We start from the raw sequence: 25,819 nt of genomic DNA, 5'->3' as shown, positions 1-25,819 counted from the left end.
CATCCGGAAGCGAGAAACCCATCCCGAATCTGCTGGCGGGTGGGGCGAGACGGGCAGCGGCTCGCGCGCGCCTGCCCTCCTACCTGACGCGGCGGCGCCAGGCCCCGGCCGAGTACAGCGACCAGGCGATGAGCACTGGCTGGAAGAAGAGGCGAAGGAAGCGCTTCTTGTCGGTGTCGAGGCCGAACGCGTCCCGGCGGTGCACGAACTGCGCGAGGTTCCCGGGAAACACAGCCGCGAAGAACGCCGCGGCAACCCAGCCGACGGTCGGCCGCTGGGCTCGACGGGCGAAGAGCAGCGATAGGCCAAGCGCGATCTCGGCGGCCCCGGAGGCGAGCACCACCTGGTCGGCCGTCACGGGGGCGTATCTGGTGACGGACTTCGGCACCTGAGCCGTGAACTCCTCGCGCGCGACGGTCAGGTGCGTGACCCCCGCGAAGACGAGGAAGCCGCCGAGGAGCACGCGCTTGACGGTCCGAAGCCGTGAGGTGGGTGCCTCGTCGGCGAGGCGGATGTCCGAGCTCTTGATCGCCATGATCGTCACGCCTTCCTGGCGGTCTTGCCGAACCGGAAGGCCATCACGAGCTGCGTGACGCCGCCGATGATGAGGATGAACGCGACGATCCACAGCATCACGACGACGATCCCAGCTGGCCACAGCAGGATCAGCAGGCCGGCGACGATGCTGAGCACGCCCGAGATGATCGCGAACCAGCGCGACTGGTCGGGGGACGCATCCGCGAGGGATGCGATGCCCTCGATGATCCAGGTGATGGCGATGAGGATGCCGAGCGCGTCGATGAGCGCCGCGGGCTGCACGAGCGCGACGACTCCACCGGCGATCAGCAGCAGGCCCACCACTGCGTTGAAGACGCGCCACCCGGTGGGGAGCCCCTTGGAGACGATGGCGCGCACGAGGCGCAGCACTCCGGTGAACACGAAGAAGATGCCGAAGACCCACGCGATGGCGGTGAGCGCCTTCTCTGGGAAGGCCAACGCGACGATGCCGAGGACGAGTGCGACGGCTCCGCCGACGCCGAAGATCCAGCGCAGCGTCGTCACCTGCTTCGGGCTCAGGAGCGTCGGGTTGAGGTTGAAACGCGCGATGGGGGTGGACTGGCTCACTGCGGACTCCTTTAGCGGGGGATGCGCCGCGCGCGGCGTCGACTCCCCTCGTCCGGAGAGCGAGGGGTTGCCGTCATCCTAGTGACGAAGTGCGCCGCTGGCCCACCGACGGTGTGAGTTCTTCGTCCGTCCTCCGACCGTCCCTGAGCGTGATGATGGCGTCTGCCGCCGAGATCTCCTCGGCGTCGTGACTCGCGACGACGATGGTCGTGCCGCGTGCGGCGAGCGCGGCGAGGCAGGATGCGATGCGCTCGCTCGATTCGGCGTCGACGCCGGCCGTCGGCTCGTCGAGCAGGAGCAGCTCGGTGTCCTGTGCGATGCCCTGCGCGATGAGCGTGCGCTGTCGTTGGCCGCCGGAGAGCTCGCCGAGGAGTCGTCCGCGCAGAGGGCCGAGGCCGAGTTGCTCGATGGCCTCGTGCACGTGCTCGGCGTCGGAGCTCCGGCGCCCATGCGCTCGCGTTCGAGGGCGCAGGCGGATGCCGGTTCGGGCTCGTTCGGCCCACCTGCCCATCGCGACCGCTGCCCCGACGGTCATCGGGAAGGCCTCTGGGAGTCGGGCGTGCTGCGGCACGTAGGCGATGCGTCCAGGGGATGCGTCGAAGTCGTGCCACTCGAGTGACCCGGAGGTGAGCGGCGTGGTCCCGGCGAGGATGCCGAGCAGCGTGCTCTTGCCTGAGCCGTTGTGCCCGACGACGACCGTGATCGCGGCGCGGGCGATCTCGAGCGAGACTCCCGCGAGCGCCTCGTGGGAGTCGTAGCGGACGGTTGCGTTCGCGAGTGTGGTGAGGGGGGCCATGCTCGAACCCTATCGGTAATGAGAAGCGTTTTCATTATGCTACGGTCCTTCCTCGTGCCCTTCCTCACCGATCCCCTCGAAGCGAGCTTCTTCGCCAGAGCCCTCATCGGCGGCTCCCTCGCCGCCGTCCTGTGCGCCTGCGTCGGCACCTGGGTCGTGCTCCGCGGTATGGCCTTCCTCGGCGAGGCGCTTGCCCACGGCATCCTGCCCGGAGTCGCGCTCTCGGTGCTCCTCGGCTTCCCGCCCGTCGCCGGCGCCGCCGCCTCTGCCGCCGTCATGGCCGTCGGCGTGCGCACCCTCACGAAGCGCACCCGCCTCTCCAACGACACCGCCATCGGCATCCTCTTCGTCGGGATGCTCGCGCTCGGCATCGCGATCGTCTCCAGATCGGGGAGCTTCGCGGTCGACGTCACGGCCATGCTCTTCGGCGACGTGCTGGCCATCGGCCCGGCAGAACTCCTGCTCATCGGCGCAGCGCTCGTGCTCGCGATCGCCGGACTCGCGTTCTTCCACCGCGGCTTCACGGCCCTCGCCTTCGACGAGCGCAAGGCCCACACCCTCGGCCTGCGACCGGAGCGCGCGAGCCTCGCCCTCATCGGACTCGTCGCGCTCGCCGTGATCGCGTCGTACCAGGCCGTCGGCACCCTGCTCGTCACCGCGCTCCTCCTGGCTCCCCCCGCCGCCGCATCCCTCACACGCAAGAGCGTCGTCGGCATCATGGCCTTCGGCAGCGCCATCGGCGTCGCCGCTGTGGTCGTCGGCCTCTACGCCTCCTGGCACCTCTCGATCGCCGCGGGCCCCGCCATCGCGCTTGCCGCCGTGCTGTCCGTCGCCGTGGCCGCACTCGTGCACCCGGCCCGGCTCCGTGGCGCGCGCGCCCGCACGTCCTCCGCATCCACCGCTCCAGCAGAAAGCGTCACATCTTGCCCCGCACACGCGTAGCCCTCCCCCTTCTCTCCGGATCCATGCGTCGACGCCCCGTCGTCGCCGCCCTGGCGGCGGTCGGGATGCTCACCCTCGCCGGGTGCGCCTCCCCCGTCGAGGGGACCGCGGCGTCCACAGAAAGCCAGGCGCCCGAAGAACAGCCACACGGCTTCGTCGCCGGCGCCGAGGAGCTCACGGAAGCCCAGTCGAGCATCGCGAGCATCGGAGCGGACGGCTCCGTGAACGTGCTCAACCTCCTCACGGGTGAGACCACCACGCTCGACTCCGTCGCGGAACCCGCCTGGGCGGTGAGCGACGGGCGATTCGTCTTCACGGGGTCCGGAGCCGACGGCGACGGCATCACGCAGGTGATCGACACGGGCGTGTGGACGGTGCCGCACGGCGACCACGTGCACTACTACCGCACGGCGCCGGGGGTCACAGGTGAGCTCGCGGAGGCAGGACCCGCCCGCGTCTCCTCGGACGAGGCTGTCGCCGCCCTCAGCTTCCAGGACTCCGGGACAACCGTCATCCTCGACCGTCACGCACTGGGGCAGGGTGAGGTGGTCGAGCTCGCTCGGGTCGAGTCCACCGCCCACGTCGGAGCCGCAGCTCCGGTCGGCGATGCGGTCGTCGCCAGCAGCGTCGAGTCGCCAGGCGGAACGCCGACGCTGAGCGCATACTCGCTCGACGGCCAGGACCTGGGCGTCGGCGTCGAGTGCCCCGGCCTGGGCGACGTCCAGCAGACGAGCCTCGGCGCGACCTTCTCGTGCTCTGACGGCCTCGTGTTCGCACAGGCCGCGGAGGCAGGCGCCACGTCGGCGGCCCCCGCCCTCACCAAGGTCGCCTATCCGGATGCCGGTGCGACGGCAGGCCAGGGCGCAGCACCCGTCGGCCCGGCGAGCTCCCTCGACAACCGCCCGCACCGGCCCGCCGTCGCAGGCCCCGCCGGGGACGCAGGCATCTGGCTCGCCTCCTCCAGAACGCAGGAGCTGAGCTTCATCCCAACCGCGACCCCGATCCTCACCGCCGTGGCAGTCGCCGACGACAGCAGCCGCGTCGTCGCCGTCGACCACCAAGGCACGCTGCTGGTCATCGACGGAGCGACCGGCGAGGTGACCGGCACGCAGGCCGGGCTCATCGGCACCCCGGACTCCGCGATGAGCATCCACCTCTCCGTCGACACGAGCCGCGCCTACCTGAGCACACCGGCCTCCGCCGATGTGCACGAGATCGACTACAAGGACGGCGCCCGCATCGCCCGCACCCTCGACCTCCCGTCCGCCCCGGCCTTCGCGTTCGAGACGGGGAACTGACCATGAGCAACCGCGTCCAGCTCCCGGCCGTCCGCACGATCGCCGCCGCGTTCGCCGCCGTGACCATCACGGCGAGTCTCGCGTCCTGCAGCGCGACGGGAACCGACGGCCGGCCCGAGATCGTCGTGACCACGAACATCCTCGGCGACGTCGTCACCGAGCTCGTCGGCGACCAGGCAACCGTCACGACCCTCATGAAACCCGGCGCCGACCCGCACTCCTTCAGCCTCTCCGCGCAGGAGGCCGCATCCATCGAGAACGCCGACTTCGTCGTCTCCAACGGGCTCGGCCTGGAGGAGGGAGTCGCGCAGCACCTCACGCAGGTCGACGCCGCAGGCATCCCCCACTTCGTCGCGAGCGACGCCTTCGAGCCACTCGCCTACACGGAAGGGGACGCGGAAGGGATGGACGACCCCCACTTCTGGACCGACCCCGCCAGGATGTCGGCGGTCGTCGACGCCCTGAGCAGCCAGCTCGCGACCGACGTCGCCGGCCTCGACCGGGCGGCGCTCGACGCCTCTGTCGCCGACTACGCCGGTCAGCTCGACGAGCTCGACGCGTGGATGCAGGACCAGTTCGACACCATCCCGAGCGCATCCAAGAGCCTCGTCACCAACCACCACGTGTTCGGCTACCTGGCAGACCGATTCGGCTTCACCGTCGTCGGCACCGTCATCCCCGGCGGGACGACGCTGGCAGCGCCGAGCGCCGCCGACTTCGCCGAGCTCAGCGCGGACATCACGACCGCCGGCGTCTCCACGATCTTCGCCGATGCATCGAGCCCGGACGACCTCGCCCGCGCCCTCGCGAACGAGGCGGGCATCGACGTGCGCGTCGAGCCGCTGTTCACCGAATCGCTCACGCCAGCCGGCGGCGGCGCCGAGACCTACCTCGAGATGATGCGCGCCAACACGGAGCGCATCACCTCGGGCCTCGCACCCTGACTCTCCGACCGGCCCCGACCACGATCCCCCATCCCAGAAGCAAGTCCGCACACAGAAAGGTCTCCATGACCATCGCATCACCATCGAAGACGCGCGGCGCCATCGCCGTCTCCGCACTTGGCATCCTCGCCCTGACAGGCTGCGCGCAGACCACCCCGGCCGCCCCCAGCGAAGCGGCGGCAACCCCCGGGTCCGCCTCCGCTCCAGCATCGGAGACGGTCACGCTCACCTACGACGGCGGGCTCGTCGTTCTCGACGCCGCCACCCTCGAGGTGGTCGGCGACGTCCCCATCGACGGATTCACTCGCGTCAACCCCGTCGGCGACGGCCAGAACGTGCTGGTGACGACGGAGACCGGATTCCAGGTGCTCGACACCCGGGAACCGGCCCTCACCGGCCTGACGTTCGAAGGCTCCAAGGCCGGCCACGCCGTGCCGCACGCCGGCAAGACCGTGCTGTTCTTCGACGGCACTGGCGACTCCGTCATCTTCGACACGGATGCGCTCCTCGCCGACAACACGACACTGCCCGAGACCACGACGGTCGCGAGCGACGCCGCACACCACGGCGTCTCGATCGAGCTCTCCGACGGCACCTTCGTCACGACGCTCAGCGACCGCACCGGCATCGTCGCGACCGACGCCGACGGCAACGAGCTCGCCCGCTCGACCGACTGCCCCGGCGTGCACGGCGAGGGCACAGTGAAGGATGAGGTCGTCATCGTGGGCTGCGAGAACGGTGCGCTGGCCTACGCGAACGGCGAGATCACCAAGCTCTCGTCGCCGGACGACTTCGGCCGAATCGGCAACATGTTCACGACCGAGGAATCGGCCATCGCGCTCGGCGACTACAAGTCGGATCCGGACGCCGAGGGCTACCTGCTCCAGGCCTTCAGCCTCGTCGACACGGCGGCCGGCGCCATCTCCGTGCACGATCTGCCCGAGGGGGTCGGCTACACCTTCCGCGACCTCGGTCGCGGCTCGGACAACGAGGCGATCGTCCTCGGCTCCGACGGCTCGCTGCACCTCTTCGCTGAGGCGGACGGCTCGCTCATCACCTCGATCCCGGTCATCGACGCGTGGGAGGGGCCGGCCGAGTGGCAGGACGCTCACCCCGCGCTGAAGGTGCAGGACGGCATCGCGTACGTCACCGACCCGGCCACGAGCACCATCCACGCGGTCGACCTCGAGACCGAGGAGATCACCACCTCTGAGACGCTCCCCGGAGTGCCGAACGAGATCGCGCTGAGCTAGAGCGACCACCCGCCGCAGTTCACGGCTCTGGGTACCGCACCAGCCTGAGTGAAGCCAGGGGCGCATGGGGAGCACTCCCCATGCGCCCCGCAAGCGAACGGCAATATGATTCCGAACAGCGAGGCCCTCAGCCCCGCGATTGCAGGCATCGTGCTTCAGGGAAGCAGACGACAAGGAGAATGAGCATGCGCAGCGAGCTATTCGCGGAAGCGAACCGGGAGAGCCAGAGCACCGAGCGTTGGGTGCTGCAGTCAAAGAAGATGCTGCGCGTCGGCTTCGGCCCCGAGGTCCTCGCGGCCAAGGGCGCGATGGTCGCCTACCAGGGTCAGTTCGACTTCAAGCACGAGGGCTCCGGCGGCCTCGGCAAGTTCATGAAGAAGATGGTCTCGGGCGAAGGCGGCTCGCTCATGCGCGTCGGGGGTCAGGGCGAGGTCTTCTTCGCCCGCCAGGGCGCCGACGTCTTCACGCTCACGCTCGAGGGCGAGGGCATCACCATCAACACGGCCAACCTGCTCGCGTTCGACGCGAACCTGCAGTGGGACATCAAGATGCTCGCGAATGCGGGCATGATGACGGGCGGCCTCTTCAACCTCGAGGTCGGCGGGCACGGCACCGTCGCCGTCTCGAGCGACGGACCCCCCATGGTGCTCGACTGCTCCGTGCAGCCCACCTTCGTCGACCCGCAGGCGGCGATCTGCTGGTCGCAGAACCTGCAGCCGACCATCAAGAACGACTTCAAGATGGGCTCGCTCATCGGCCGCGGCTCCGGCGAGTCGTTCCAGCTGGCATTCCACGGACCCGGGTTCGTGGTCGTGCAGCCGAGCGAGGGCATGCCGATCGTCGCCACCGCCTGAGGAGACCGGGCCGGTTCGGCGCTGAAGGGCGGCACCGAGTTCGTCGTCGACGTCGGTTCGAGCGCACTGAGCTGAACGACGCGGCAGCATGACGGAGGCGGGTGGCGGATCGAGGAGATCCGCCACCCGCCTCCGTCGTGCTCGGCCGGTGCGCGCTCGGCCGGTCAGCGGCGCTTCTTGAAGAGCGTGCCGAACACGCCGCGCACGACCTCGCGCACGATCGTCTGGCCGGTGCGGGAGCCGAGGATATCGCTCACGACATTCCCGCCGCCCGTGTCCGGCCTCGCCCTGGTGGTGGTCCGGGTCTGCGTGCGCGAGCGCGCGGCCTTCTCTGCGCGCTCCCGCTCCTTCGCATCCTTCGCCGCCTGCTTCTCAGCCTCGGCGGCCGCAGCTTCCGCGCGCTCCCGTTCTGCCGCGGCGTTCATCTTCGCCGTGAGCACCTCGTGCGCCGACTGCGGGTCGAGTACCGGCGAATACCGCGGGTACAGGGACGACGAGGCGACCAGCTGGCGGAGGCCCTCGTCCGGGGTCGGCGACATGGAGGCCTGCGGGGCCCGCAGCCGAGTCCAGGCGACCGGCGAGGGCGCGCCCTTCTCGTTCATGACCGTGACGATCGCCTCACCGGTGGCGAGCTGCGTGAGCACCGCTTCGAGGTCGTACCCGCTCCTGGGGTACGTGCGCACCGTCTGCCGCAGGGCGGTCGCATCGTCCGGCGTGTGCGCGCGCAGCTGGTGCTGGATGCGCGAGCCGAGCTGGGCGAGCACGTCATCCGGCACGTCCTTGGGCGTCTGCGTGACGAAGAAGATGCCGACGCCCTTGGAACGGATCAGCCGAACGGTCTGCGTGATCTGCTCGATGAACGCCTTCGACGCTCCAGAGAAGAGCAGGTGCGCCTCGTCGAAGAAGAACACGAGCTTCGGCTTGTCGAGGTCGCCGACCTCGGGGAGCTCGTTGAACAGGTCCGCGAGGAGCCACATGAGGAACGTCGAGAAGAGCGCCGGGTTGCTGGCCACGCCGGGCAGCTCGAGCAGGCTGACGACCCCGCGCCCGTCGTCCGTCACACGCAGGAACTCACGGGTGTCGATCTCGGTCTCGCCGAAGAAGATGTCTGCGCCCTGCTCGGAGAAGTTCACGAGTTCCCGCAGGATCACGCCTGCGGTCTGCTTCGAGAGGCCGCCGATCCCCTCGAGCTCGGTTTTGCCCTCGGCGCTCGTGAGGTACTGGAGCACGGTGCGCAGGTCCGACAGGTCGACGAGTGCGAGCCCGTGCTCGTCCGCGAAGTGGAAGACCAGGCCGAGGCTCGACTCCTGCGTCTTGTTGAGGCCGAGCACCTTGGAGAGCATGAGCGGTCCGAAGCTCGACACGGTCGCGCGGATGGGAACGCCGAGGCCGCGCCCGCCGAGGGAGAACACCTCGGTCGGCGCGGCTGCGGGCACCCAGTCCTGGCCGATGCCCCGCGTGCGCGCGAGCAGCTTGTCGTTCGGCTCGCCCGGGGTGGCGATGCCGGACAGGTCTCCCTTGATGTCGGCCGCGAACACGGGGACCCCCGCCGCCGAGAGCTGTTCTGCGAGGACCTGCAGGGTCTTGGTCTTGCCGGTGCCTGTGGCCCCAGCGACGAGCCCGTGTCGATTCGTCATCGCAAGCGGGATGCGCACGGGCACCCCTGGGACGGCCTCGCCGTTCACGATGGCGCCGATCTCGAGGGCCGCCGCCTCGAACGCGTACCCGGCACGCACGGCCTCGAGCTGCTGCTCGTCCAGCGGACCGGATGCGCTCGCCGCGGTGGCGGGTTCGGTGGCGGGTTCGGAGGCGGGTTCGGGCTCGGTGGCCGCGGAGGCCTCGGCCTCTGCCTCGGCGGCCGCGAGGGCGGCCGTGGCTTCCTCGAGCGCTCTGCGTGCGGCTTCGATACGGGCATCGGCGTCAGTCATGGCACCAGGCTAGTCACTCCTAGACTTGGTCCCATGCCTCAGCTGGAAGCGTCCGTCATCGTGCCACTCTCCCCCGACGAGGCGTTCGCGCTCGCGCACACCGTTGGCGAGGGACGCAGCTGGGACCCCGGCGTCGTCCGCAGCCAGTACATCCGCGGTGCAAGCGCACCCGCCCCCGGCGCGCACTTCTTCACGAAGACGCCGAGCGGGCGGCGCATGATCCTCGAACTGCGTGTTGTGCACGCACCGCTCATGAGCTCCGCTGAGATGGTCAAGGGCCCGGCCTGGCTCGCCTCGTTCGGCGAGGGCTGGCGGTTCGAGGCGGTCGACGGCGGCACGAAGGCGACCTGGAAGTACACGTACAAGCTCGCGTCCCCGGTCTTCGCCTCGACGCTGGGAGCGGCGACGAAGCCCGTGTTCGAGCGCGAACTGCAGGAACGTGCAGAAGCGTTCGCGTCGAGGGCAGAGCAGCTCGCGGCCGTCTGACCCCTGAGCCGCTAGGCGGCAGGGAGGTAGGCCGCCCACTCGGGCAGCTCGCGCTCGACGCTGCGCGGCGACCAGCCGGTGGCCCGCGGTGGGCGTGGGGTGAGGCGGAGTCGCCACCCCATCTCCCCCGGAGTCTTGTCGCCCTTGACGTTGTTGCACCGCAGGCAGCATGCGACGAGGTTCTCCCAGCTGTCGCGCCCTCCTCTCGAGCGGGGCAGGATGTGGTCGATCGTGTTCGCGAACCCGTCGCAGTAGCCGCACCGGTTCGCGTCCCGGCGCAGCACGCCCTTCCGGCTGACGGGCTGCATGCGCGCCATCGGCACCCGCACGTACCTCGTCAGCAGGATGACCCGAGGCCGCTCCCAGACCCCGCTGGACGCGAGCACCGGATGCTCCTCATCCACATCGATGACGCTTGCCTTGCCATGGAGCACCAGCACGAGCGCCCGCCGGTCGGAGACCACCCCGAGTGGTTCGTAGCCTGCGTTCAGGACAAGAGTTCGCATCGCGGACCTGCTTTCGCATCCGTACGAAAAAAGGGCACCGCCCGGATCGGCGGCACCCTTGAATCGAGTAGGTAGATGGACTGACGAGACTCGCCGGCCTGTATTCGCATGGTCTGACAGGCTTCACCGCTCTGGTAGACGTCGAGGGCTGAGCACGCGCGCGCATCCGTGGCGTGGATGCTGCTGCGTGCCCTCATTGACGCTCCCGAGTGTCGTCGATCTGGCATCAGCGTAGACCACGCATGCAGAATGCGGGAGGGGCATCTTCGCTTGTTCACGGGCCGGAAAGGCCCGAGACAGGAAGCTGCCCCTCCCGCATGAGGAGGACCGTGGGGTCAGAGGCGCACGAAGTAGTAGCTGCCGCCTGCGTCGAGGCCGCCGAGCTCGACCATGCGGCCCTCGGTCGGGGCGTCGATCATCTGTCCGTTGCCGGCGTAGATGCCCACGTGGAAGTTCGGGAAGATGACGAGGTCGCCCGGCTGCGGGTCCGAGACTCGCGTACCGGCGGCTGCCTGCGCGCTCACGCCGTGCGCGACATCCACACCGTGGAGGCCGAAGACGTACTTCACGAGTCCGGAGCAGTCGAACCCGTCTGGCGTCGCTCCCCCGAACACGTACGGCGAGACGCCGATGAACTGCGAGGCAGTCTCGACGACGCTCGCGCCGACAGTGCTCTGTCCGGTCGCACCGCTGGCGTCAGCCCTCGTCGCGTCTGCCGAAGTCGCCTCGGCTGTCGGCTCGGGCGTCGCCACGGCGGCGACCTGGTCTGCACTGAAGCTGACGACCGATGTCTCGGTGCGGTCGGTGACGGTCTCGGGCGCCGGGACGGCGGGGGTCGCGTCGGCGACCGCATCGGCGATGGCCGCCTCGACGGACGCCTGGTCGTTCTGCGCGTCTGCGTTGGTGTCGTCGGAGGTGCCGTCCTGGGCTGCGACGGCGCTGGAGAGGCTCGCCTCGCTGGCCGGAGCGGCCATCGTGCTCGGCACGATGGCACCTGCGGTCGTGACCGCGGCGAGCGAAGCCGCGACAGCGAGGCCGCCTGCCACGCGACGCCGGGCGACGAGCTGCTTGGGGCGTGGGGCACGGATCGTCATGGCACGCTCACCAGCGAACGATGCTGGCACCACGGATCCGGCGGTGGTCGTTCCGGCGGGCGCGGCGGGTACCTGCTCGGCGGGGACGACCGAGAGCAGCGAGGTGATCGCGTTGCGCTCGATGCGACCGGTCTCTTCGGCCTGAGCGGATGCGGTGGGCTGCGGGCTTGCGACAGAGGCGAACGCCGATGCGCTCAGCGACGTCGTGGCATCCGCGACGGGGCGCACACCGGTCTGGCGTTCGATGGCGCGTGCCTCGCGACGAGTCAGCGTGGTGCTCATGGATTTCCTTCGGGTGGAGCTGAGCACCGACCGGTGCCCTGGACTCCGAAGAGCGTATCGGTTTATAACGAAATTGTCACGCTGGGATCACAGAAGCATCCCAAAAGACACGTTTGCATAACGACGAACGACGCCGCGCACAGCAGATGCTGCGCGCGGCGTCGTGGTCCAGCGGGCCAGAGCTCGCTGGACAGCTCTAGTTGAACGTGTAGTAGACGGGGTTGCTCCACCAGATCGAGCGGTACTGCACGACCTTGCCGCCGTAGCCGGGCGAGTCGATGACCATGCCGTCGCCGGCGTAGATGCCGATGTGCGCCCCAGGCTGCACGACGAGGTCGCCGGGCTGGGGGCTCGAGGTCTGGCGGGCGCCAGCGATCTGGTTGCTGACCGATCCGGAGAGCGAGATGCCCTGCGTGGCGTAGACCGCCTTGGTGAGATCGGTGCAGGCAGGGAAGTAGGAGCCGACGTAGCTGTGCGCGGCGGCGATTAGGCTCGACGTGTCGACGTTGCCCGATCCCCCTGCGGATGACCCCGATGAGGATGACGACGAGGTCGTCGAGGTCTGGCTGCTCGTGCCGCCGCCAGACGAGGTGCTGGACGAGGTCGACGACTCAGCGACAGGCTCCTGCGTCTCCTCTGGAGTCGGCGTCGGAGTCGGGGTCTCGGCGACCGCGGCCAGGTCATCGCTCGAGATGGAGACGACCGTCGAGTCAGTGCGGTCGACGGCGACCTCGGGAGCCGCGACGAGGGCGGCTTCCTCGGCGGGCGCGGCCTCAGCGGCGGGAGTGGTGGTGGTGGCGTCGGCAGGCGCGGCAGTCGCGTCCGGCGCGGTCGCTGCGACCAGGTTGGCCTGTGACTGCACCTCGCTCTTGCCGTCTGCGACAGCTGCTGGGACGACGATGCCTGCCGTGGCGGCTGCGGCGACCGTCGCGGCGGCGGCGAAGCTCGCGGCCGTGCGGCGGCGACCGCGGGCGACGAGCGCGGCCGGCTTGGCCGCACGGATGCTGACCGCTCGGCCCGTGAAGGCCTCCGAGATGTGGGTCACGTCAGCCGAGGGCGCGTCGTCGGCCTGCTCGGATCCCTGGACTGCGGCGCGGTCGGCCGCGGGCGCAACAGGGAGGACGGAGACGAGCGAGCCGCGCTGGTTGCGCTCGATGCGAGCCGTGTCGTGCACGGAGGCTGCTGGGGCGTCAAGACGCGAGGCCTTCGTGGCCGAGAGCTCGGCGATGGACGCGTCGATGACCGGGGCAGAGACCCCGGTGACTGCCGCGGGAGCGGCGGCTGGCCGAACTCCGGTCTGCCGCTCGATCGCGCGGGCTTCGCGGCGGGTCAGCACCTTGGTGCTGTCCGTGCGCGGGGTGCTCGATGTGCTCAAGACTTCTCCTCGGGTGTTTTCGAACACCGTTGGAACCGGCATCCTCGACGCGTTCGAGCCTACACAAAGGTCACAGAATTGTCACGGCCAGGTCACAAATCAATGCACGTGGAATCACGGAGCCATAACGACAAAACGCGCCCAGCAGAAGCTGGACGCGCTTGTCGAGGTGAATCGCTGCTTAGCGGAGCGTCACGTAGTAGGGGCTGCCCCACGAGATAGAGCGGTACTCCACGGAGCGCCCGCCGTAACCCGGGTCATCGATGACCATGCCGTTGCCAGCGTAGATGCCGATGTGCTCGCCCGGCCAGACGACGAGGTCGCCGGGCTGCGGGTTCGTGGTCGGCGTCCCCATGGCTGCCTGCGCGGAGACGCCGCGCGGGAGCGAGACACCGACAGCCGCGTACGCGGCCTGCGTGAGCAGGTCGCACGCACCGAAGTGTGATCCCACGTAGCTCATGGCCGCCGCAGAGACACTCGAGGAGTCAACGCTCTGGCCTGCGGTCGATGCCGAGGTGGCCTGGCCGGAGGTGCTTCCGCCGGTGGACGTCGTGCCGCCGGTGGAGGCGCGGGTGTCTGCCGTTGCCGTGGGCTCAGGAGTTGCGACGACTTCGGCGACCTGGTCGCTCGAGAACGTCACGACGCTCGACTCGGTGCGGTCGACGGCGACTTCGGGAGCCGCGACGAGGTCGACGGAGACCTGCTCAGCAGCTGCCTGCTCGGTTGCCTCTGCCGTTGCGCTGGGCTCGGCGGCCGGGGTCTCGGTCTCGACCGTGGTCGCACCGATGAGGTTGGCCTGCGCCTGGCTGGAGTCATTGCCGTCGGCGACAGCCGCGGGCACGACGACGCCCGCCGTGGCGATTGCCGCGACAGTCGCGGCGGCGGCGAAGCCACCTGCCGTGCGGCGACGCTGTCGAGCGACAAGCGTCGCAGGCTTGGCCGCCCGGATGGTCACGGAGCGCCCGGTGAATGCCTCGGGGATCTCGATGACCTCGGCGAGCTTCGTCTCGACGGCCTCATCGCCAGCGACCTGGGGCAGTGCCGTGGTCGTGGGAAGCACGGAGACGAGCGCACCGAGTTCGTTGCGCTCGATGTGTGCGGTGTCGTGCACAGATGCAGAGGGCGCTGAGGTGATATCTGCGACCGAAGCCTCGATCACCGGCGCGGACACACCCGCGACACCGACGGTCGCCACCGGGCGCTGGCCCGTGCGGCGCTCGATCTCACGAGCCTGGCGTCGCGTCAGCGGTGCCGTGGCGTTCGAAAAGTTTTCCAAGTCGTTCCTCCAGCGCCTGACTCCTGGGAGCCGATCCCGCTCTTGCCTGTTACCAGGGGAAGCTAGGTCGAGGAGCGGGATGCGGCGCCTCGGCCTGCCAGCTATGCAGATTGCATAGCTCATGACTCGGACAACACTAGTGGAAAACCTGTGAATTGTCACGCTTCGGTGTCAGAACCCTAACGCCGAGGTAACGAGGCCCGGAATAGAGCGGAAGTCAGGCGCTTCGAGGTCCGCAGAATGCGGAGGAGATCTTCAGCTGGCCGTGACCAGATCTCAGCCTAGCGCACCTTCGGGGCTCAGGATCGCATCCACGTAGACGTGTTCTGCGGTCTCCAGCGACACCTCGACACCGATGCCGCCCGACGCGGGCAGGAGACCGATCCACGCACCGCGACGCTGCAGCGTGACCTGGGTGCCAGGGAGGACCCCGGCCTCGCGGAGCAGCGTGAGCGTCTGCAGGTCGGACTGCACCGGCTCGCCGAGGCGACGCACCTTCGCGAGGACCGGCTCGGTCGACGTCGCGCCGCTCGCCGCGACCTCGAGCAGCGTCGAGACGCTCACGACGCCGGACAGGAAGTCCTCTGCGGGCTCGGCACCGAACTCGTCGAGGCCTGGAATCGGCGTGCCGTACGGCGACTCGCTCGGGCGCCCGAGCATCTCGAAGATGCGCTGCTCGGCCTCGTCGCTCATGACGTGCTCCCAGCGGCAGGCCTCTTCATGCACCTGTGCGAGGTCCAGGCCGATCACGTTCGCGAGCAGCCCCTCAGCGATGCGGTGCTTCCGAAGCACCCGCGTGGCCTTCGCGCGACCATCGATGGTGAGCACGAGCCTGCGGTCGCTCGCGACGGAGACGAGTCCGTCGCGCTCCATGCGGGCGATCGTCTGCGACACCGTCGGCCCCGAGTGGCCGAGCCGCTCGGAGATCCGAGCGCGAAGCGGGGTGATGCCCTCTTCCTCGAGGTCGAGAATGGTGCGGAGATACATCTCCGTGGTGTCCACCAGATTGGTCACGCCCCGCCACCTCCCGTTGCATTGGTCCGCCAAGCCTAGCGGCGAGCGAGGCCACTCGCGCGCATAGGCTTGCAGCATGCCTGACATTCGCATCCCGACTGAGTTCATTCCGCTCGACGGCCGATTCGGCTGCGGCCCGTCGGTTGTACGGCCCGCACAGATCGACCACCTCGTCGCAGGGGCCACGAGCATCCTCGGCACCTCGCACCGCCAAGCGCCGGTGAAGGACCTGGTCGGCCGGGTCCGCTCCGGGCTCTCGTCGCTCTACCGACTTCCCGACGGCTACGAGGTCCTCCTCGGCAACGGCGGGTCGACCGCGTTCTGGGACTCGGCCGCTTTCGGCCTGATCTCCGACCGCGCGCAGAACCTGACGTTCGGCGAGTTCGGCGGGAAGTTCGCCAAGGCCGCGGCAGCCCCGTGGCTCACGGCCCCCGACGTGCGCTCCGCCCAGCCCGGCACCATCGCCGCCCCCGAGGCCCTCGCCGGCGTCGACGTCTATGCCTGGCCGCACAACGAGACGTCGACGGGCGCGATGGCTCCCATCCGCCGCGTGCACGGCGACGAGGGCGCCCTGACCGTCATCGACGCGACGAGCGCTGCCGGCGGCGTCGACATCGACATCAGCGAGACGGACGTCTACTACTTCGCTCCGCAGAAGAACTTCGGTTCGGACGGCGGCCTCTGGATCGCGATCGCGTCGCCCGCCGCTCTCGAGCGCATCGAGCGCATCGCAGCCTCCGACCGGTACATCCCCGACTTCCTGAAGCTCAGCAACGTGGTCGAGAACTCGCGGAAGAACCAGACGCTCAACACTCCCGCGATCTCGACGCTCCTGCTCCTCGAAGCCCAACTCGACTGGATCAACGGCAACGGCGGACTCGCCTGGGCCGACAGCCGGACCCGCACATCCTCCGGGATCATGTACGACTGGGCCGAGGCATCGGCGCATGCAACCCCGTTCGTCGCGAACCCGGCGGAGCGCTCGCAGGTCGTCACGACGATCGACTTCAACGACGACGTGGACGCCGCCGCGATCGCTGCGGCACTCCGCGCCAACGGCATCGTCGACACGGAGCCCTACCGCAAGCTCGGCCGCAATCAGCTGCGGGTGGCGACCTTCACCTCCGTCGACCCCGACGATGTCCGTCGTCTCACCGGTGCCATCGACTACGTGATCGAGCACCTGGGCTGAGTCGATCTCTCGCGCTGAGCGAGCAGCGACGCACGAAGAAGGGGCGTCACCAGCAGCTGCTGGTGACGCCCCTTCAGGCTCCGCGGAAGGCGCCAGCGTCGGGCTAGTCCTCCGTGCGAGCTGAGTCCGCGGCGGTCGAGCCGGCGGCCCCCGAGTCGTCGGAAGCGGCTTCTGGCTCGAAGTCGACGCCATCGAGCACGTCGTCCATGTCGTCGGCGAACTCGCGGATGTCGGCGGCCTCGCCGAATTCGACGGGGTCCCTCGCAGGAAGCTCGTCCTCGCTTCTCGGCACGACCACCACGCGGCGGCGCTTGCCACGAGCCTTCGCCTTGGCGGGCTCGGCTTGCACCGCAGCGACGGCGGCCCGGTCGGAGTCGACGGACTCGTCGGCCGCGTCTCCCGCATCCGCTTGGACATCGGGAGCGGTGTCCACCGACTTGACGGCCTTCTTGCGCTTCCGACGCTCAGGCTTCTGCGCGGGGCTCTCGTCGGACGACTCGTCCGGCTTGCCATCGGCCAGCTCGACCGCCTCGGGGCTGGCCTGGTCGACGCGCTTGCGCCGCGACTTCTTCGGCTTCCCCTCGCTCGGTGCTTCGTCGACGGGAGCGCCGGACGCTTCCTCGGGAGTGCCGCCGCGCTCAGAGCTGTCAGCCCCGAGCTCGTCTCCTGCCTCAGACTTCGCCTTCTTCGCAGACTTGTCCTTCTTGCGCTTCTTCTTCTTCGGCTTCTCAGCCGCTGCGCCCGCGTCGACGTCCTCCGCAGACGCATCGGCAGACGAGAGCTGACTCGGCTCGGCTGTGGCCTCGTCCTCACCCGGCTCCGCACCTGTCGGCTCGACCTCGGCGGTCCCGTCAGCACCGATGCGGCGGCGCGTGCGAGTGCGGCGGATGCGCTTGCTCGACTTCGGAGCAGGCTCCCCGCCCGTCGCCTCGGCCGGTTCGACGCCGCCCTCGACCGCTTCGCCGGCCTCGAGCAGCTGCGCTGCCTCGTAGTCGGCGAGTCGGTCGGACCACGGCACCCAGGAGGGTGCGAGCAGCGCTCCGTCCCCGGGCAGCAGCTCGACCTCGAGCACCGTCGGCTCCGCCTGGTCGACGAGCCGAACCAGCGAGACGTTCCAGCGCCAGTCCGGGTATCCGGGCAGACGCGTCGTGTACTGCAGGGTGTAGACGCCATCATCCGTCTCCGGGACGACGGCGACGAGCTCGCCGAGCTCCGAGGCCGGCGTCACGTCCAGCAGCGCGGCCCACGCGAGCCGTCGCGATGGTTCGAGCTCGGCCGCATCGAGGGCGACCCCGAGCGGGGCTGGAAGCACGGCCTCGTTCGTCATCAGGCGTCCAAGTCGTCCGCGACGCGACGGAGCATCGCTGCGATCTTCGCGCCCTGCGGCTTCTCTGGGTAACGGCCTCGACGCATCGCGCCGCCAACCGTGTCGAGCAGCTTCACGAGGTCCTCGATGATGACCGCCATGTCATCAGGCGACTTGCGCTGGATGCGCGCGACGCTCGGTGGCGCCTCGAGGACACGAACCGACAGCGCCTGCGCACCGCGTCGGCCGTCGGCGATGCCGAACTCGAGCTTCGTTCCCGGGCGCACCGACGAGGTCCCTGCTGGCAGCGCCGTCGCGTGCAGGAAGATCTCCTGACCGTCGTCGGCCGCAATGAAACCGAATCCCTTGTCCTCGTCGTAGAACTTCACCTTGCCGGTGGGCATGGCCATCTCCTTGTTCGGCGCGTAGAGCACCAGATCGAACTTTCACAGGCGGGGTGGCGAACTTCGCCTCCCCTGGTCGACCGCGGCGTGCGGCTGATCCGAACCAGTCTACGGTGGCGCGCATGTCGATTAGTCTGGTTCGGTGACCTCTTCCAACGGCGCCCCCATCGCGAAGGGCGAACGCATCCTCGCATTCATGTCCCTCGGCATCGCGGCGATCTCGTTCATCGCGCTCCTGGTGCTGCTCGCGACGCCGCTTCTCGGCATCGAAGTGGACGCCACCAATCCGATCTGGCCGACGCTCCTCTTCGTCACCTACCTCGGCTTCCCGATCGCGTTCCTCCTCATCCTGTCGCTCATCATCTGGCGCGTCGTCGCGAACCGACGTTCGCGGGGCAGGTCCGAGAACTGATAGACACCTCCCCGAGCGCGCTGCGGGTGCTCCAACTCCTCCGCAGCCTCGATCGCACCGACCTCGCCGCCCTCGCAAGCTGGCGCAGGTTGTCGATGCGCGGCTCGAACGGGGCCATGGACATCGCCGAGGCCCTCGCAGATGAGGTCGCCATCGGCGAGGCCGTGGCCAGGCTCGGCTGGCGGGATGCGTCCCGCTTGGCCTCCGGCTCGGTGGAGGCACTGCAGCTCGCACGGCTTCGAGGCCTCGCCGTCGGCACGCCGGAGGCACCCGAGCTCCTGCCCGCCGCATCCGCCGCGCTCACCCGACAGCTTGCCGGGTCGGGCGACGATGCGAACGTCGAGCAGGCCGACCTCGCTCCGCTCCCCCAGGCCACCGAGCGCGCCCACGGCGCAGCCCAGCTCGCGGCGGACGCGATCGCCTCGCTCGACCTCGCCCCGCGCGCCTACCGGGACGGTCGGGGTGGCCTGCAATTCGGCGCTACGACGGTCCGGCGCATCGCCGCCGAGCTGCACACCGAGCAGACCGTGCTCTCGCCGCTCTTCGAGTGGCTGCTCGACCTGGGCCTCTGCAGCCCGGTCGCGGATGCGATGCGCCCGACGGCCGCCGGCCGCACGTTCAGGCTGAGCGCTCCGCTCGATCGCTGGCGCCGACTGGCGGAGTGCTGGCTCGCCGAGCTCAGCGTGGCAGACCGCGCAGGACTGCTCAGCGACAGCGCGAGACACGCGACCCCGCAGACGGAGCTCCTCGGGCTGACCGTCGAGGGCCGGCTCAGCCAGCTCGGGCTCCTCCTCGCGCACGACGACCTCCATGCCGCGGCCGAGCTCCTCGCATCCGCGCTCCCTGAGGAGGTGGCAGGCGTCTATCTGCAACCCGACCTCTCGATCATCGCGCCCGGCCCGCTCGCCCCCGTCGACGAGCAGGCGCTGCAGGCGGTGGCGTCCCTGGAGCGACGCGGTCTCGCGTCGAGCTACCGCCTCTCCGAGGCGTCCGTGACGCACGCCCTCGGCACGGGCCTCTCCATCTCCGAGATCGAGGCGACGCTGGCGAGGCTGTCCCTCACCGGCATCCCCCAACCGGTCGAGTACCTGCTCCGCGAGGCCTCCAACCGGCACGGCAGGGTCCGGGTTCGCGAGCATCCAGTGAGGCCGGGGACCATCGTCACGAGCCAGGACCCCGCCCTCATGGACGCGCTCCGGGTGGATGCCGCGGTCGCTCCGCTCGGGTTGCGCCAGTCGGGGGAAGGCGCGCTCGTCTCCTCGGCGTCTCGCGACACCGTCGTGCTCATGCTCCTCGACGCCCGGTACCCGGCGAGCGCCGAGAACGCCGAGGGTCAGCTCGTTCCCCTGCGACCGAGGGAGACGGCCCCCGCTCGGGAGCTCGGCCCCAGCGACGCCGCACTGCGCTTCGCGGATGCGCTGCACGAGGAGGCGACCCGGCTCGATGCCGGTGACGACGCGCAGACGTGGGTGCAACGGCAGCTGGAAGTGGCCAGGCGGGCGAAGAGCGAGGTCACCGTGCGCGTGGACCTCGGCGGCGGCAAGGAGACCACGCTCCGTCTCGTGCCGATGAGCGTCGCGGCGGGCAGACTGCGGGCGCGCGACCTCGCGGCCGACGTCGAGCGAACCCTGCCCATCCGCGCGATCCTCGAAGTGCAGCTCTCCGAGCAGCCGGACGTCGAGTAGCCGCCCACGCATTCTCAGCGCGTCACCGACAAGCACTCAGGCGCACGGATGTCGACGAGTATGATCGACCGTTATGGCACTTGGACCGTTGATCGTACAGAGCGACAGAACTGTCCTGCTCGAAGTGGCGCATCCCGACGCTGAAGCAGCCCGCCACGCGCTGGCCGTGTTCGCCGAACTGGAACGCGCGCCCGAGCACATCCACACCTACCGCATCACGCGCCTCGGGCTCTGGAACGCACGCGCCGCCGGGCACGAGGCCGACGAGATGCTCGATGTGCTCGAGCGCTTCGCGAAGTTCCCGGTCCCCGCCTCGGTCTCCGCGGAGATCCGCGAGACGGTGGCGCGCTACGGCAAGCTCGTCATCTCACGAGACGATGACGGTGAGCTCATCGTCTCCAGCGACGACCCCGCCGTGCTCCTGCAGATCTCCAAGGCCAAGCACGTCGCGCCACTCCTCGAAGGACCGATCGGCGAGTCAGGATTCCGCGTCCAGGCGTGGGCACGCGGCGAGCTCAAGCAGCAGCTCGTGAAGCTCGGCTGGCCGGCGGAGGACCTCGCCGGGTACACCCCTGGCACGCCGCACGCCATCGCGCTCGACGAATCGGAATGGCAGCTGCGCGACTACCAGCGCTCCGCCGTCGACCACTTCTTCGAGGGCGGCTCAGGGGTCGTCGTGCTCCCCTGCGGCGCAGGCAAGACCCTGGTGGGTGCCGGCGCGATGGCCACGGCGTCCACGAGCACCCTCATCCTCGTGACGAACACCGTCTCCGCGAGGCAGTGGCGCGACGAGCTGCTGCGCCGAACCACGCTCACAGAGGAAGAGATCGGCGAGTACTCGGGCGAGATCAAGGAGATCAAACCCGTCACGATCGCCACGTACCAGATCCTCACGGCGCGCCGGAAGGGCGTCTACACGCACCTGTCGCTGCTCGACGCCCTCGACTGGGGCCTCATCGTCTACGACGAGGTGCACCTCCTCCCTGCCCCCGTCTTCAAGCTCACCGCCGAACTGCAGGCGCGTCGACGACTCGGCCTCACCGCGACGCTCGTGCGCGAGGACGGCCGCGAAGGCGACGTGTTCAGCCTCATCGGGCCCAAGCGGTTCGACGCCCCGTGGAAGGACATCGAGGCGCAGGGCTACATCTCACCGGCCAAGTGCTACGAGGTGCGCGTCGACCTCCCGTACGAGACCCGCATGGAATACGCGGCGGCCAGCGACGACGAGCGCTACCGCATCGCCGCGACGGCACCGGCAAAGCACGAGCTCGTGAAGGCCCTCATCCGCAAGCACGAGGGTGAGAACATCCTCGTCATCGCGCAGTATCTCGACCAGATCGACAGCATCGCCGAGGAGCTCGGCGTGCCCAAGCTCACGGGCCAGACACCCATCACCGAACGCGAGGAGCTCTTCCAGGCGTTTCGCGAGGGACGCGAGAAGGTGCTGGTCGTGTCGAAGGTGGCGAACTTCTCTGTCGATCTCCCCGACGCCTCCGTCGCCGTGCAGATCTCCGGCTCGTACGGGTCGAGGCAGGAGGAGGCCCAGCGCCTCGGCCGCCTGCTGCGTCCGAGCTCGAGCGGCGTGACCGCGTCGTTCTACACGCTCGTCTCGCGCGAGACGGTCGACCAGGACTTCGCGCAGAACCGGCAGCGCTTCCTCGCAGAGCAGGGATACTCGTACGAGATCCTGGACGCCGACGCGATCCTCGCCCCCGCCTAGCACCTACCGTCCGCACCGATCACACGCGGGCGAGCAGCTCCACGTGGGTCATGACGAACTCGGCATCGCCGTCCTCGGCCCACGCGGACCAGGCGTCAGCGATCTGCTGGAGATCGCCCGCCGAGGCGATTCCCCTGGCACGCGCGTCCTCCGCGAAGCGCGAACGTGTGGCACGCTCCGCCCAGGTGGATCCCCACCACTCGCGCTCGTCGGGCGTCGCGAAGATCCAGGCGCTGGCCGTCAGGCGCGTCTCGTCGAGGCCAGCGGCCCTTGCCCAGCGCCGGAGGAACCGTCCGGCATTCGGCTCGCCGTCGTTCGAACGCGCGACACGGTCGTAGATCGCGAGCCAGTGGTCGAGGGCCGGGAGCTGGGGAGCCCAGACGCAGGTCCCGTAGTCGACGTCCCGCACCGCGATGAGCCCGCCTGGCTTCGTCACGCGGCGCATCTCCCGCAGGGCGGCCACCGGGTCGGCGAGATGCTGGAGCACCTGATGCGCATGCACCACATCGAACTCGCCGTCAGCGAAGTCGAGCGCGTAGACGTCGCCGAGGAGGAACCTGGTCCGCGCGTCCCCGCGATCGGCTGCCGCGGCACGAGCGACGCCGAGGGGCTCGTCGACGACCTCGATGCCAGTGACCTGTCCCGTGCCCCCGACTCGATCCGCAAGATCGAGGGTGATGGAGCCGGGCCCGCAGCCGACATCGAGCACGCGCATCCCAGCTTCGAGCTCGGGAAGCAGGTAGGCGGCGGAGTTCTCGGCGGTGCGGCGCGCGTGCGAGCGGAGCACGCTGGCGTGGTGGCCGTGGGTGTACCTCGGGACTCGGGAGTCTTCCATGTCGGCACAGTAACGCAACAGATCACACCGACCGTGCGCGCATGGGCGACCCAGCAGATTAGCGCACCCGCATAGCCGAGACACCGCGCGCCGTCAGACTTCACTCAGACGGCGTCAAGATACTTAGTGCATGACTGATGGCCCCAAGATTCTCGTCGTTGACGACGAGCCAAACATCCGCGAACTCCTGTCGACCAGCCTGCGTTTCGCAGGGTTCATGGTGCGTGCCGTCGGCAACGGCGCCGCCGCGATCTCTGCCGTCATCGAAGAGGAGCCCGACCTCATCGTCCTCGACGTCATGCTCCCGGACATGAACGGCTTCGGCGTCACCAAGCGCCTCCGCGCATCCGGGTACACGAGCCCGATCCTCTTCCTCACGGCGAAGGATGACACCGACGACAAGATCGAGGGCCTCAACGCAGGCGGTGACGACTACGTCACCAAGCCATTCAGCCTCGACGAGATCGTCGCCCGCATCAAGGCGATCCTCCGCCGCACCATGCAGGCCGAGGAGGAAGCGGTCATCCGCACGGGCGAGCTCACCATGGACCAGGACACCCACGAGGTGTTCATCGGCGACGAGCCCATCGAGCTCTCCCCCACGGAGTTCAAGCTCCTGCGCTACCTCATGCTCAACCCGAACCGCGTGCTCTCCAAGGCACAGATCCTCGACCACGTCTGGGAGTACGACTTCAACGGCGACGCCGGAATCGTCGAGTCGTACATCTCCTACCTGCGTCGCAAGCTCGACCAGTTCACCGAGGAGCCCCTCATCCAGACCAAGCGCGGCTTCGGCTACATGCTGAAGGTCTCCGGGGCCAAGGCCTGACAGAGGTGACCAGGCCCGGTCACGAGGGGAAGTAGGCGGTGCCGTTCAAGGCCTGGCGCTGGGATCGGCTCTCGCTTCGCAACAAGCTGACGATCGTCAACATCACCCTGTTGACGTTCGGCATCGTCGTGGCCGGCATCGGCACGACGTTGCTGCTGCGGCCGACGCTCGTGTCGCAGACCGACTCGCAGCTGAGCGTCTACGCGAGCGATCCCACCCAGTTCCTCGCCGCCGACCCCTCGTCCCGGCTGATCACCTACGATGCGATCCGCATCGCGCCCTCGACGCTGTACGTCGCCGTGCTCGACGCCGAAGGGAATGTCGTCGTCGACAACTGGGGGCAGTGGCAGCGCCCGCAGGCGATCGCGCCCGAGGTGCCCTCCGACGCCGCCACCCGAGGAAGCCAGACGCTCTTCGACATTGAGGACCCGCTCGGCGCGACGTGGCGGACGATCACCGTGCCGGAGGGCGAGTACGCCGCCGACCAGGTGCGTGGCACGCTGCTCATCGCCGCCCCCCTGACGAGCGTCAACGCGACGATGGTCAACTTCCTGGCGATCTTCTTCGGGTTCGGGCTGACCGTCGTGATCTTCGGCGCGGCCCTCACACGAGTCCTCGTCTCCGCCACCCTGCTGCCGCTGCGCCAGGTCGAGGCGACGGCCATGCAGTTCGCCTCAGGCGACTACTCGCAGCGACTGCCCGCCGGCACGCCGAACACCGAGGTCGGGCGCCTGTCGCGCTCCCTCAACACGATGCTCGTGCGGATCGATCACGCCTTCGATGAGCGCACCCGCACCATCGCCCAGATGCGCCGCTTCGTCGGCGACGCGAGCCACGAGTTGCGCACCCCGCTCGTCACGGTGCGCGGCTACGCCGAGCTCTACCGCATGGGCGCCCTGAACGACCCCGAGAAGGTCGGGCAGGCCATGGAGCGCATCGAGAAGGAAGCGCTCAGAATGGGCGGTCTTGTCGAGGACCTCCTGCAGCTCGCACGACTCGATGAGACGCGTGAGCTCGTCAAGGATGTCATCGACCTCGAGCCCATCGCAGAAGACGCCGCCATGGACGCGCACGCGACTTCGAAGGACCGCGTCGTCCGAGCGCTCCCAGTCCGCATCATCCAGGAGCCCCGAGATGAGCCTGATGTCCCGGGAACGGCGACGACGGGCGAGCTGCCAGCGCCGATCGACGCGGACGTGGTCCCCGTCGGTGATGCCGCTGCCCCGGAAGCCGCCGCAGCGAGGCGCGCCATCTGGCGCAGGCGACCGCTGCCACGCCCTGCCCTCCGCGGCTTCCCCATCCGCCGCCGAGGCATCGAGCCGAGCACGGACGAGGCCCCGGAGGCCGAGGACGACTACGGCGACGTGCCTGCCATGGTGCACGCGAACGAGGACAAGGTGCGTCAGGCGATCTCGAACCTGCTCGGCAACGCCATGCGGTACACGCCCGAGGGCTCACCGTTGGAAGTCGGCGTCACCGTCGACCTGCCGAATCAGCTCGCGATCGTCGACATCATCGACCACGGCGAGGGCATCCCGCCCCAGATCAGGGAGAAGATCTTCGAGCGGTTCTGGCGCGCGGACACCTCGCGAGCGCGCGAGACCGGCGGATCCGGACTCGGCCTCTCGATCGTCTCCGCGATCATGAAGGCGCACGACGGCGAGGTCGACGTCTTCGAGACTCCGGGCGGCGGAGCAACCTTCCGTCTCAAATTCCCACTCCTCATGTCCGCGCCTGTGGACAGCGCCTCGTCCACAGCCCCGAACTCCTGAAGTCGGCGCCGCGCTCCTCCCCCGTAGCCTTCTCGCGAGGTGCCGCCGGAACCGCCCGGCGGCCGACGAAGGGGGAACATCCATGGCCGTCTACATGGTCGACAGCGAGCAGCTGCAACTCACGGTGACGAACACGCACGCATCCATCGGCCGAGTCCAGGCGGAGGTGGCCGCCCTGCTCGGCAACCTGACTGCCCTGGAAAGCTCGTGGAGCGGCGAGGCGGCCACCGCCTTCCAGGGACTCGTGCAGCAGTGGCGGGCCACGCAGGCGCAGGTTGAGTCGAGCATCTCCGCGATCAACGGCGCGCTCGGCAGCGCGAGCGCGAGCTATGGCACCGTCGAGGGTGACGTGCGGCGGCTCTTCAGCGTCTGATTCGACCGGGCCCCGCGCGCGTGGCGCCGGGTACGACGAAGCGGGCGGCGCCCGGGGGTGCCGCCCCCCGGTCGACATGCGCGGGGGGCGGGGCAGTCCCATACAGCGCCCGGGGCCC

At 69.3% G+C, this 25,819-nt stretch carries 25 protein-coding genes; 13 read left to right on the top strand and 12 right to left on the bottom strand.

Annotation, left to right across the window (positions count from 1 at the left end; translation table 11 throughout):
• Positions 1-79 precede the first annotated feature (79 nt).
• The 3 genes from F8O03_RS03925 to F8O03_RS03915 form a co-directional block, all read right to left on the bottom strand.
• Positions 80-535, bottom strand: a complete 456-nt coding sequence (locus F8O03_RS03925) for a DoxX family protein (RefSeq protein WP_151422678.1) — start codon at positions 533-535, stop codon at positions 80-82.
• Positions 536-540: 5 nt separating this feature from the next.
• Entirely contained in the window at positions 541-1,125 is a 585-nt protein-coding gene (locus tag F8O03_RS03920; RefSeq protein ID WP_151422676.1) for an HdeD family acid-resistance protein, read from the bottom strand.
• A 73-nt stretch (positions 1,126-1,198) separates the two neighbouring features.
• The gene (locus F8O03_RS03915; protein WP_151422674.1) at positions 1,199-1,921 is read right to left on the bottom strand and encodes a metal ABC transporter ATP-binding protein; all 723 of its coding nucleotides are present in this window, start codon (positions 1,919-1,921) and stop codon (positions 1,199-1,201) included.
• A gap of 36 nt (positions 1,922-1,957) precedes the next feature.
• Here F8O03_RS03915 and aztB point away from each other — a divergent pair, with 36 nt between their 5' ends.
• From aztB to F8O03_RS03890, 5 genes are all read left to right on the top strand, one after another.
• On the top strand, positions 1,958-2,863 hold the full coding sequence (gene aztB / locus F8O03_RS03910; RefSeq protein WP_151422672.1) for a zinc ABC transporter permease AztB: 906 nt from the start codon (positions 1,958-1,960) through the stop codon (positions 2,861-2,863).
• Between the two features lie 23 nt (positions 2,864-2,886).
• On the top strand, positions 2,887-4,161 hold the full coding sequence (locus F8O03_RS03905) for a hypothetical protein (RefSeq protein ID WP_151422671.1): 1,275 nt from the start codon (positions 2,887-2,889) through the stop codon (positions 4,159-4,161).
• Between the two features lie 2 nt (positions 4,162-4,163).
• Positions 4,164-5,105 (top strand): zinc ABC transporter substrate-binding protein AztC, encoded by a 942-nt coding sequence (gene aztC, locus F8O03_RS03900; protein WP_151422669.1) that lies wholly within the window; start codon positions 4,164-4,166, stop codon positions 5,103-5,105.
• A 65-nt stretch (positions 5,106-5,170) separates the two neighbouring features.
• Positions 5,171-6,358 (top strand): hypothetical protein, encoded by a 1,188-nt coding sequence (locus F8O03_RS03895; protein WP_151422667.1) that lies wholly within the window; start codon positions 5,171-5,173, stop codon positions 6,356-6,358.
• A 185-nt stretch (positions 6,359-6,543) separates the two neighbouring features.
• Positions 6,544-7,212 (top strand): AIM24 family protein, encoded by a 669-nt coding sequence (locus F8O03_RS03890; RefSeq protein WP_151422665.1) that lies wholly within the window; start codon positions 6,544-6,546, stop codon positions 7,210-7,212.
• Positions 7,213-7,376: 164 nt separating this feature from the next.
• On the opposite strand, the gene F8O03_RS03885 is transcribed toward F8O03_RS03890, so the two are convergent.
• Positions 7,377-9,140: a helicase HerA-like domain-containing protein gene (locus F8O03_RS03885; protein WP_151422664.1), complete on the bottom strand. Its 1,764-nt coding sequence runs from the start codon at positions 9,138-9,140 to the stop codon at positions 7,377-7,379.
• Positions 9,141-9,173: 33 nt separating this feature from the next.
• Between F8O03_RS03885 and F8O03_RS03880 the strand changes: the two genes are divergently transcribed.
• Positions 9,174-9,626: an SRPBCC family protein gene (locus F8O03_RS03880; RefSeq protein WP_151422662.1), complete on the top strand. Its 453-nt coding sequence runs from the start codon at positions 9,174-9,176 to the stop codon at positions 9,624-9,626.
• Positions 9,627-9,637: 11 nt separating this feature from the next.
• On the opposite strand, the gene F8O03_RS03875 is transcribed toward F8O03_RS03880, so the two are convergent.
• The 5 genes from F8O03_RS03875 to F8O03_RS03855 form a co-directional block, all read right to left on the bottom strand.
• Positions 9,638-10,132 (bottom strand): HNH endonuclease, encoded by a 495-nt coding sequence (locus F8O03_RS03875; RefSeq protein WP_104253808.1) that lies wholly within the window; start codon positions 10,130-10,132, stop codon positions 9,638-9,640.
• A gap of 335 nt (positions 10,133-10,467) precedes the next feature.
• On the bottom strand, positions 10,468-11,508 hold the full coding sequence (locus F8O03_RS03870; RefSeq protein WP_151422660.1) for a C40 family peptidase: 1,041 nt from the start codon (positions 11,506-11,508) through the stop codon (positions 10,468-10,470).
• 196 nt (positions 11,509-11,704) lie between these two features.
• Positions 11,705-12,883 (bottom strand): NlpC/P60 family protein, encoded by a 1,179-nt coding sequence (locus F8O03_RS03865; protein WP_151422658.1) that lies wholly within the window; start codon positions 12,881-12,883, stop codon positions 11,705-11,707.
• 181 nt (positions 12,884-13,064) lie between these two features.
• The gene (locus F8O03_RS03860) at positions 13,065-14,159 is read right to left on the bottom strand and encodes a C40 family peptidase (RefSeq protein WP_167516456.1); all 1,095 of its coding nucleotides are present in this window, start codon (positions 14,157-14,159) and stop codon (positions 13,065-13,067) included.
• 276 nt (positions 14,160-14,435) lie between these two features.
• Positions 14,436-15,173: a metal-dependent transcriptional regulator gene (locus tag F8O03_RS03855; protein ID WP_104253812.1), complete on the bottom strand. Its 738-nt coding sequence runs from the start codon at positions 15,171-15,173 to the stop codon at positions 14,436-14,438.
• Positions 15,174-15,249: 76 nt separating this feature from the next.
• Here F8O03_RS03855 and serC point away from each other — a divergent pair, with 76 nt between their 5' ends.
• Positions 15,250-16,365, top strand: a complete 1,116-nt coding sequence (gene serC / locus F8O03_RS03850) for a phosphoserine transaminase (protein ID WP_104253813.1) — start codon at positions 15,250-15,252, stop codon at positions 16,363-16,365.
• A 103-nt stretch (positions 16,366-16,468) separates the two neighbouring features.
• Here the strand turns inward: serC and F8O03_RS03845 are convergent, their stop codons facing one another.
• Positions 16,469-17,692 (bottom strand): DUF3027 domain-containing protein, encoded by a 1,224-nt coding sequence (locus tag F8O03_RS03845; RefSeq protein ID WP_151422653.1) that lies wholly within the window; start codon positions 17,690-17,692, stop codon positions 16,469-16,471.
• Positions 17,692-18,075: a cold-shock protein gene (locus F8O03_RS03840; protein ID WP_104253894.1), complete on the bottom strand. Its 384-nt coding sequence runs from the start codon at positions 18,073-18,075 to the stop codon at positions 17,692-17,694. Before F8O03_RS03840 ends, F8O03_RS03845 begins: the two co-directional genes overlap by 1 nt.
• Before the next feature lie 142 nt (positions 18,076-18,217).
• Here F8O03_RS03840 and F8O03_RS03835 point away from each other — a divergent pair, with 142 nt between their 5' ends.
• The 3 genes from F8O03_RS03835 (at position 18,218) to F8O03_RS03825 (ending at position 21,892) form a co-directional block, all read left to right on the top strand.
• A complete protein-coding gene (locus tag F8O03_RS03835) occupies positions 18,218-18,487 on the top strand; it encodes a hypothetical protein (RefSeq protein WP_104253815.1) in 270 nt (89 codons plus the stop codon).
• Positions 18,488-18,513: 26 nt separating this feature from the next.
• Positions 18,514-20,172, top strand: coding sequence for a helicase-associated domain-containing protein (locus F8O03_RS03830; protein ID WP_151422651.1), 1,659 nt, complete (start codon positions 18,514-18,516; stop codon positions 20,170-20,172).
• A gap of 73 nt (positions 20,173-20,245) precedes the next feature.
• Positions 20,246-21,892, top strand: a complete 1,647-nt coding sequence (locus F8O03_RS03825; protein WP_151422649.1) for a DNA repair helicase XPB — start codon at positions 20,246-20,248, stop codon at positions 21,890-21,892.
• A 19-nt stretch (positions 21,893-21,911) separates the two neighbouring features.
• On the opposite strand, the gene F8O03_RS03820 is transcribed toward F8O03_RS03825, so the two are convergent.
• Positions 21,912-22,727 carry a methyltransferase domain-containing protein gene (locus F8O03_RS03820; RefSeq protein WP_151422647.1) on the bottom strand — a complete coding sequence of 272 codons (816 nt, stop codon included), beginning with the start codon at positions 22,725-22,727 and terminating at the stop codon, positions 21,912-21,914.
• A gap of 130 nt (positions 22,728-22,857) precedes the next feature.
• On the opposite strand from F8O03_RS03820, the gene F8O03_RS03815 reads away from it, so the two are divergent.
• The 3 genes from F8O03_RS03815 (at position 22,858) to F8O03_RS03805 (ending at position 25,701) form a co-directional block, all read left to right on the top strand.
• Positions 22,858-23,556: a response regulator transcription factor gene (locus F8O03_RS03815; protein ID WP_068479813.1), complete on the top strand. Its 699-nt coding sequence runs from the start codon at positions 22,858-22,860 to the stop codon at positions 23,554-23,556.
• Positions 23,557-23,594: 38 nt separating this feature from the next.
• On the top strand, positions 23,595-25,328 hold the full coding sequence (locus F8O03_RS03810) for a sensor histidine kinase (RefSeq protein ID WP_151422645.1): 1,734 nt from the start codon (positions 23,595-23,597) through the stop codon (positions 25,326-25,328).
• A gap of 82 nt (positions 25,329-25,410) precedes the next feature.
• Positions 25,411-25,701 carry a WXG100 family type VII secretion target gene (locus tag F8O03_RS03805; protein WP_151422643.1) on the top strand — a complete coding sequence of 97 codons (291 nt, stop codon included), beginning with the start codon at positions 25,411-25,413 and terminating at the stop codon, positions 25,699-25,701.
• Positions 25,702-25,819: the final 118 nt, after the last annotated feature.

This window comes from Pseudoclavibacter terrae, assembly GCF_008831075.1.
GTDB lineage: Bacteria > Actinomycetota > Actinomycetes > Actinomycetales > Microbacteriaceae > Pseudoclavibacter > Pseudoclavibacter terrae.
This window is presented reverse-complemented; position numbering and strand designations above follow the sequence as displayed.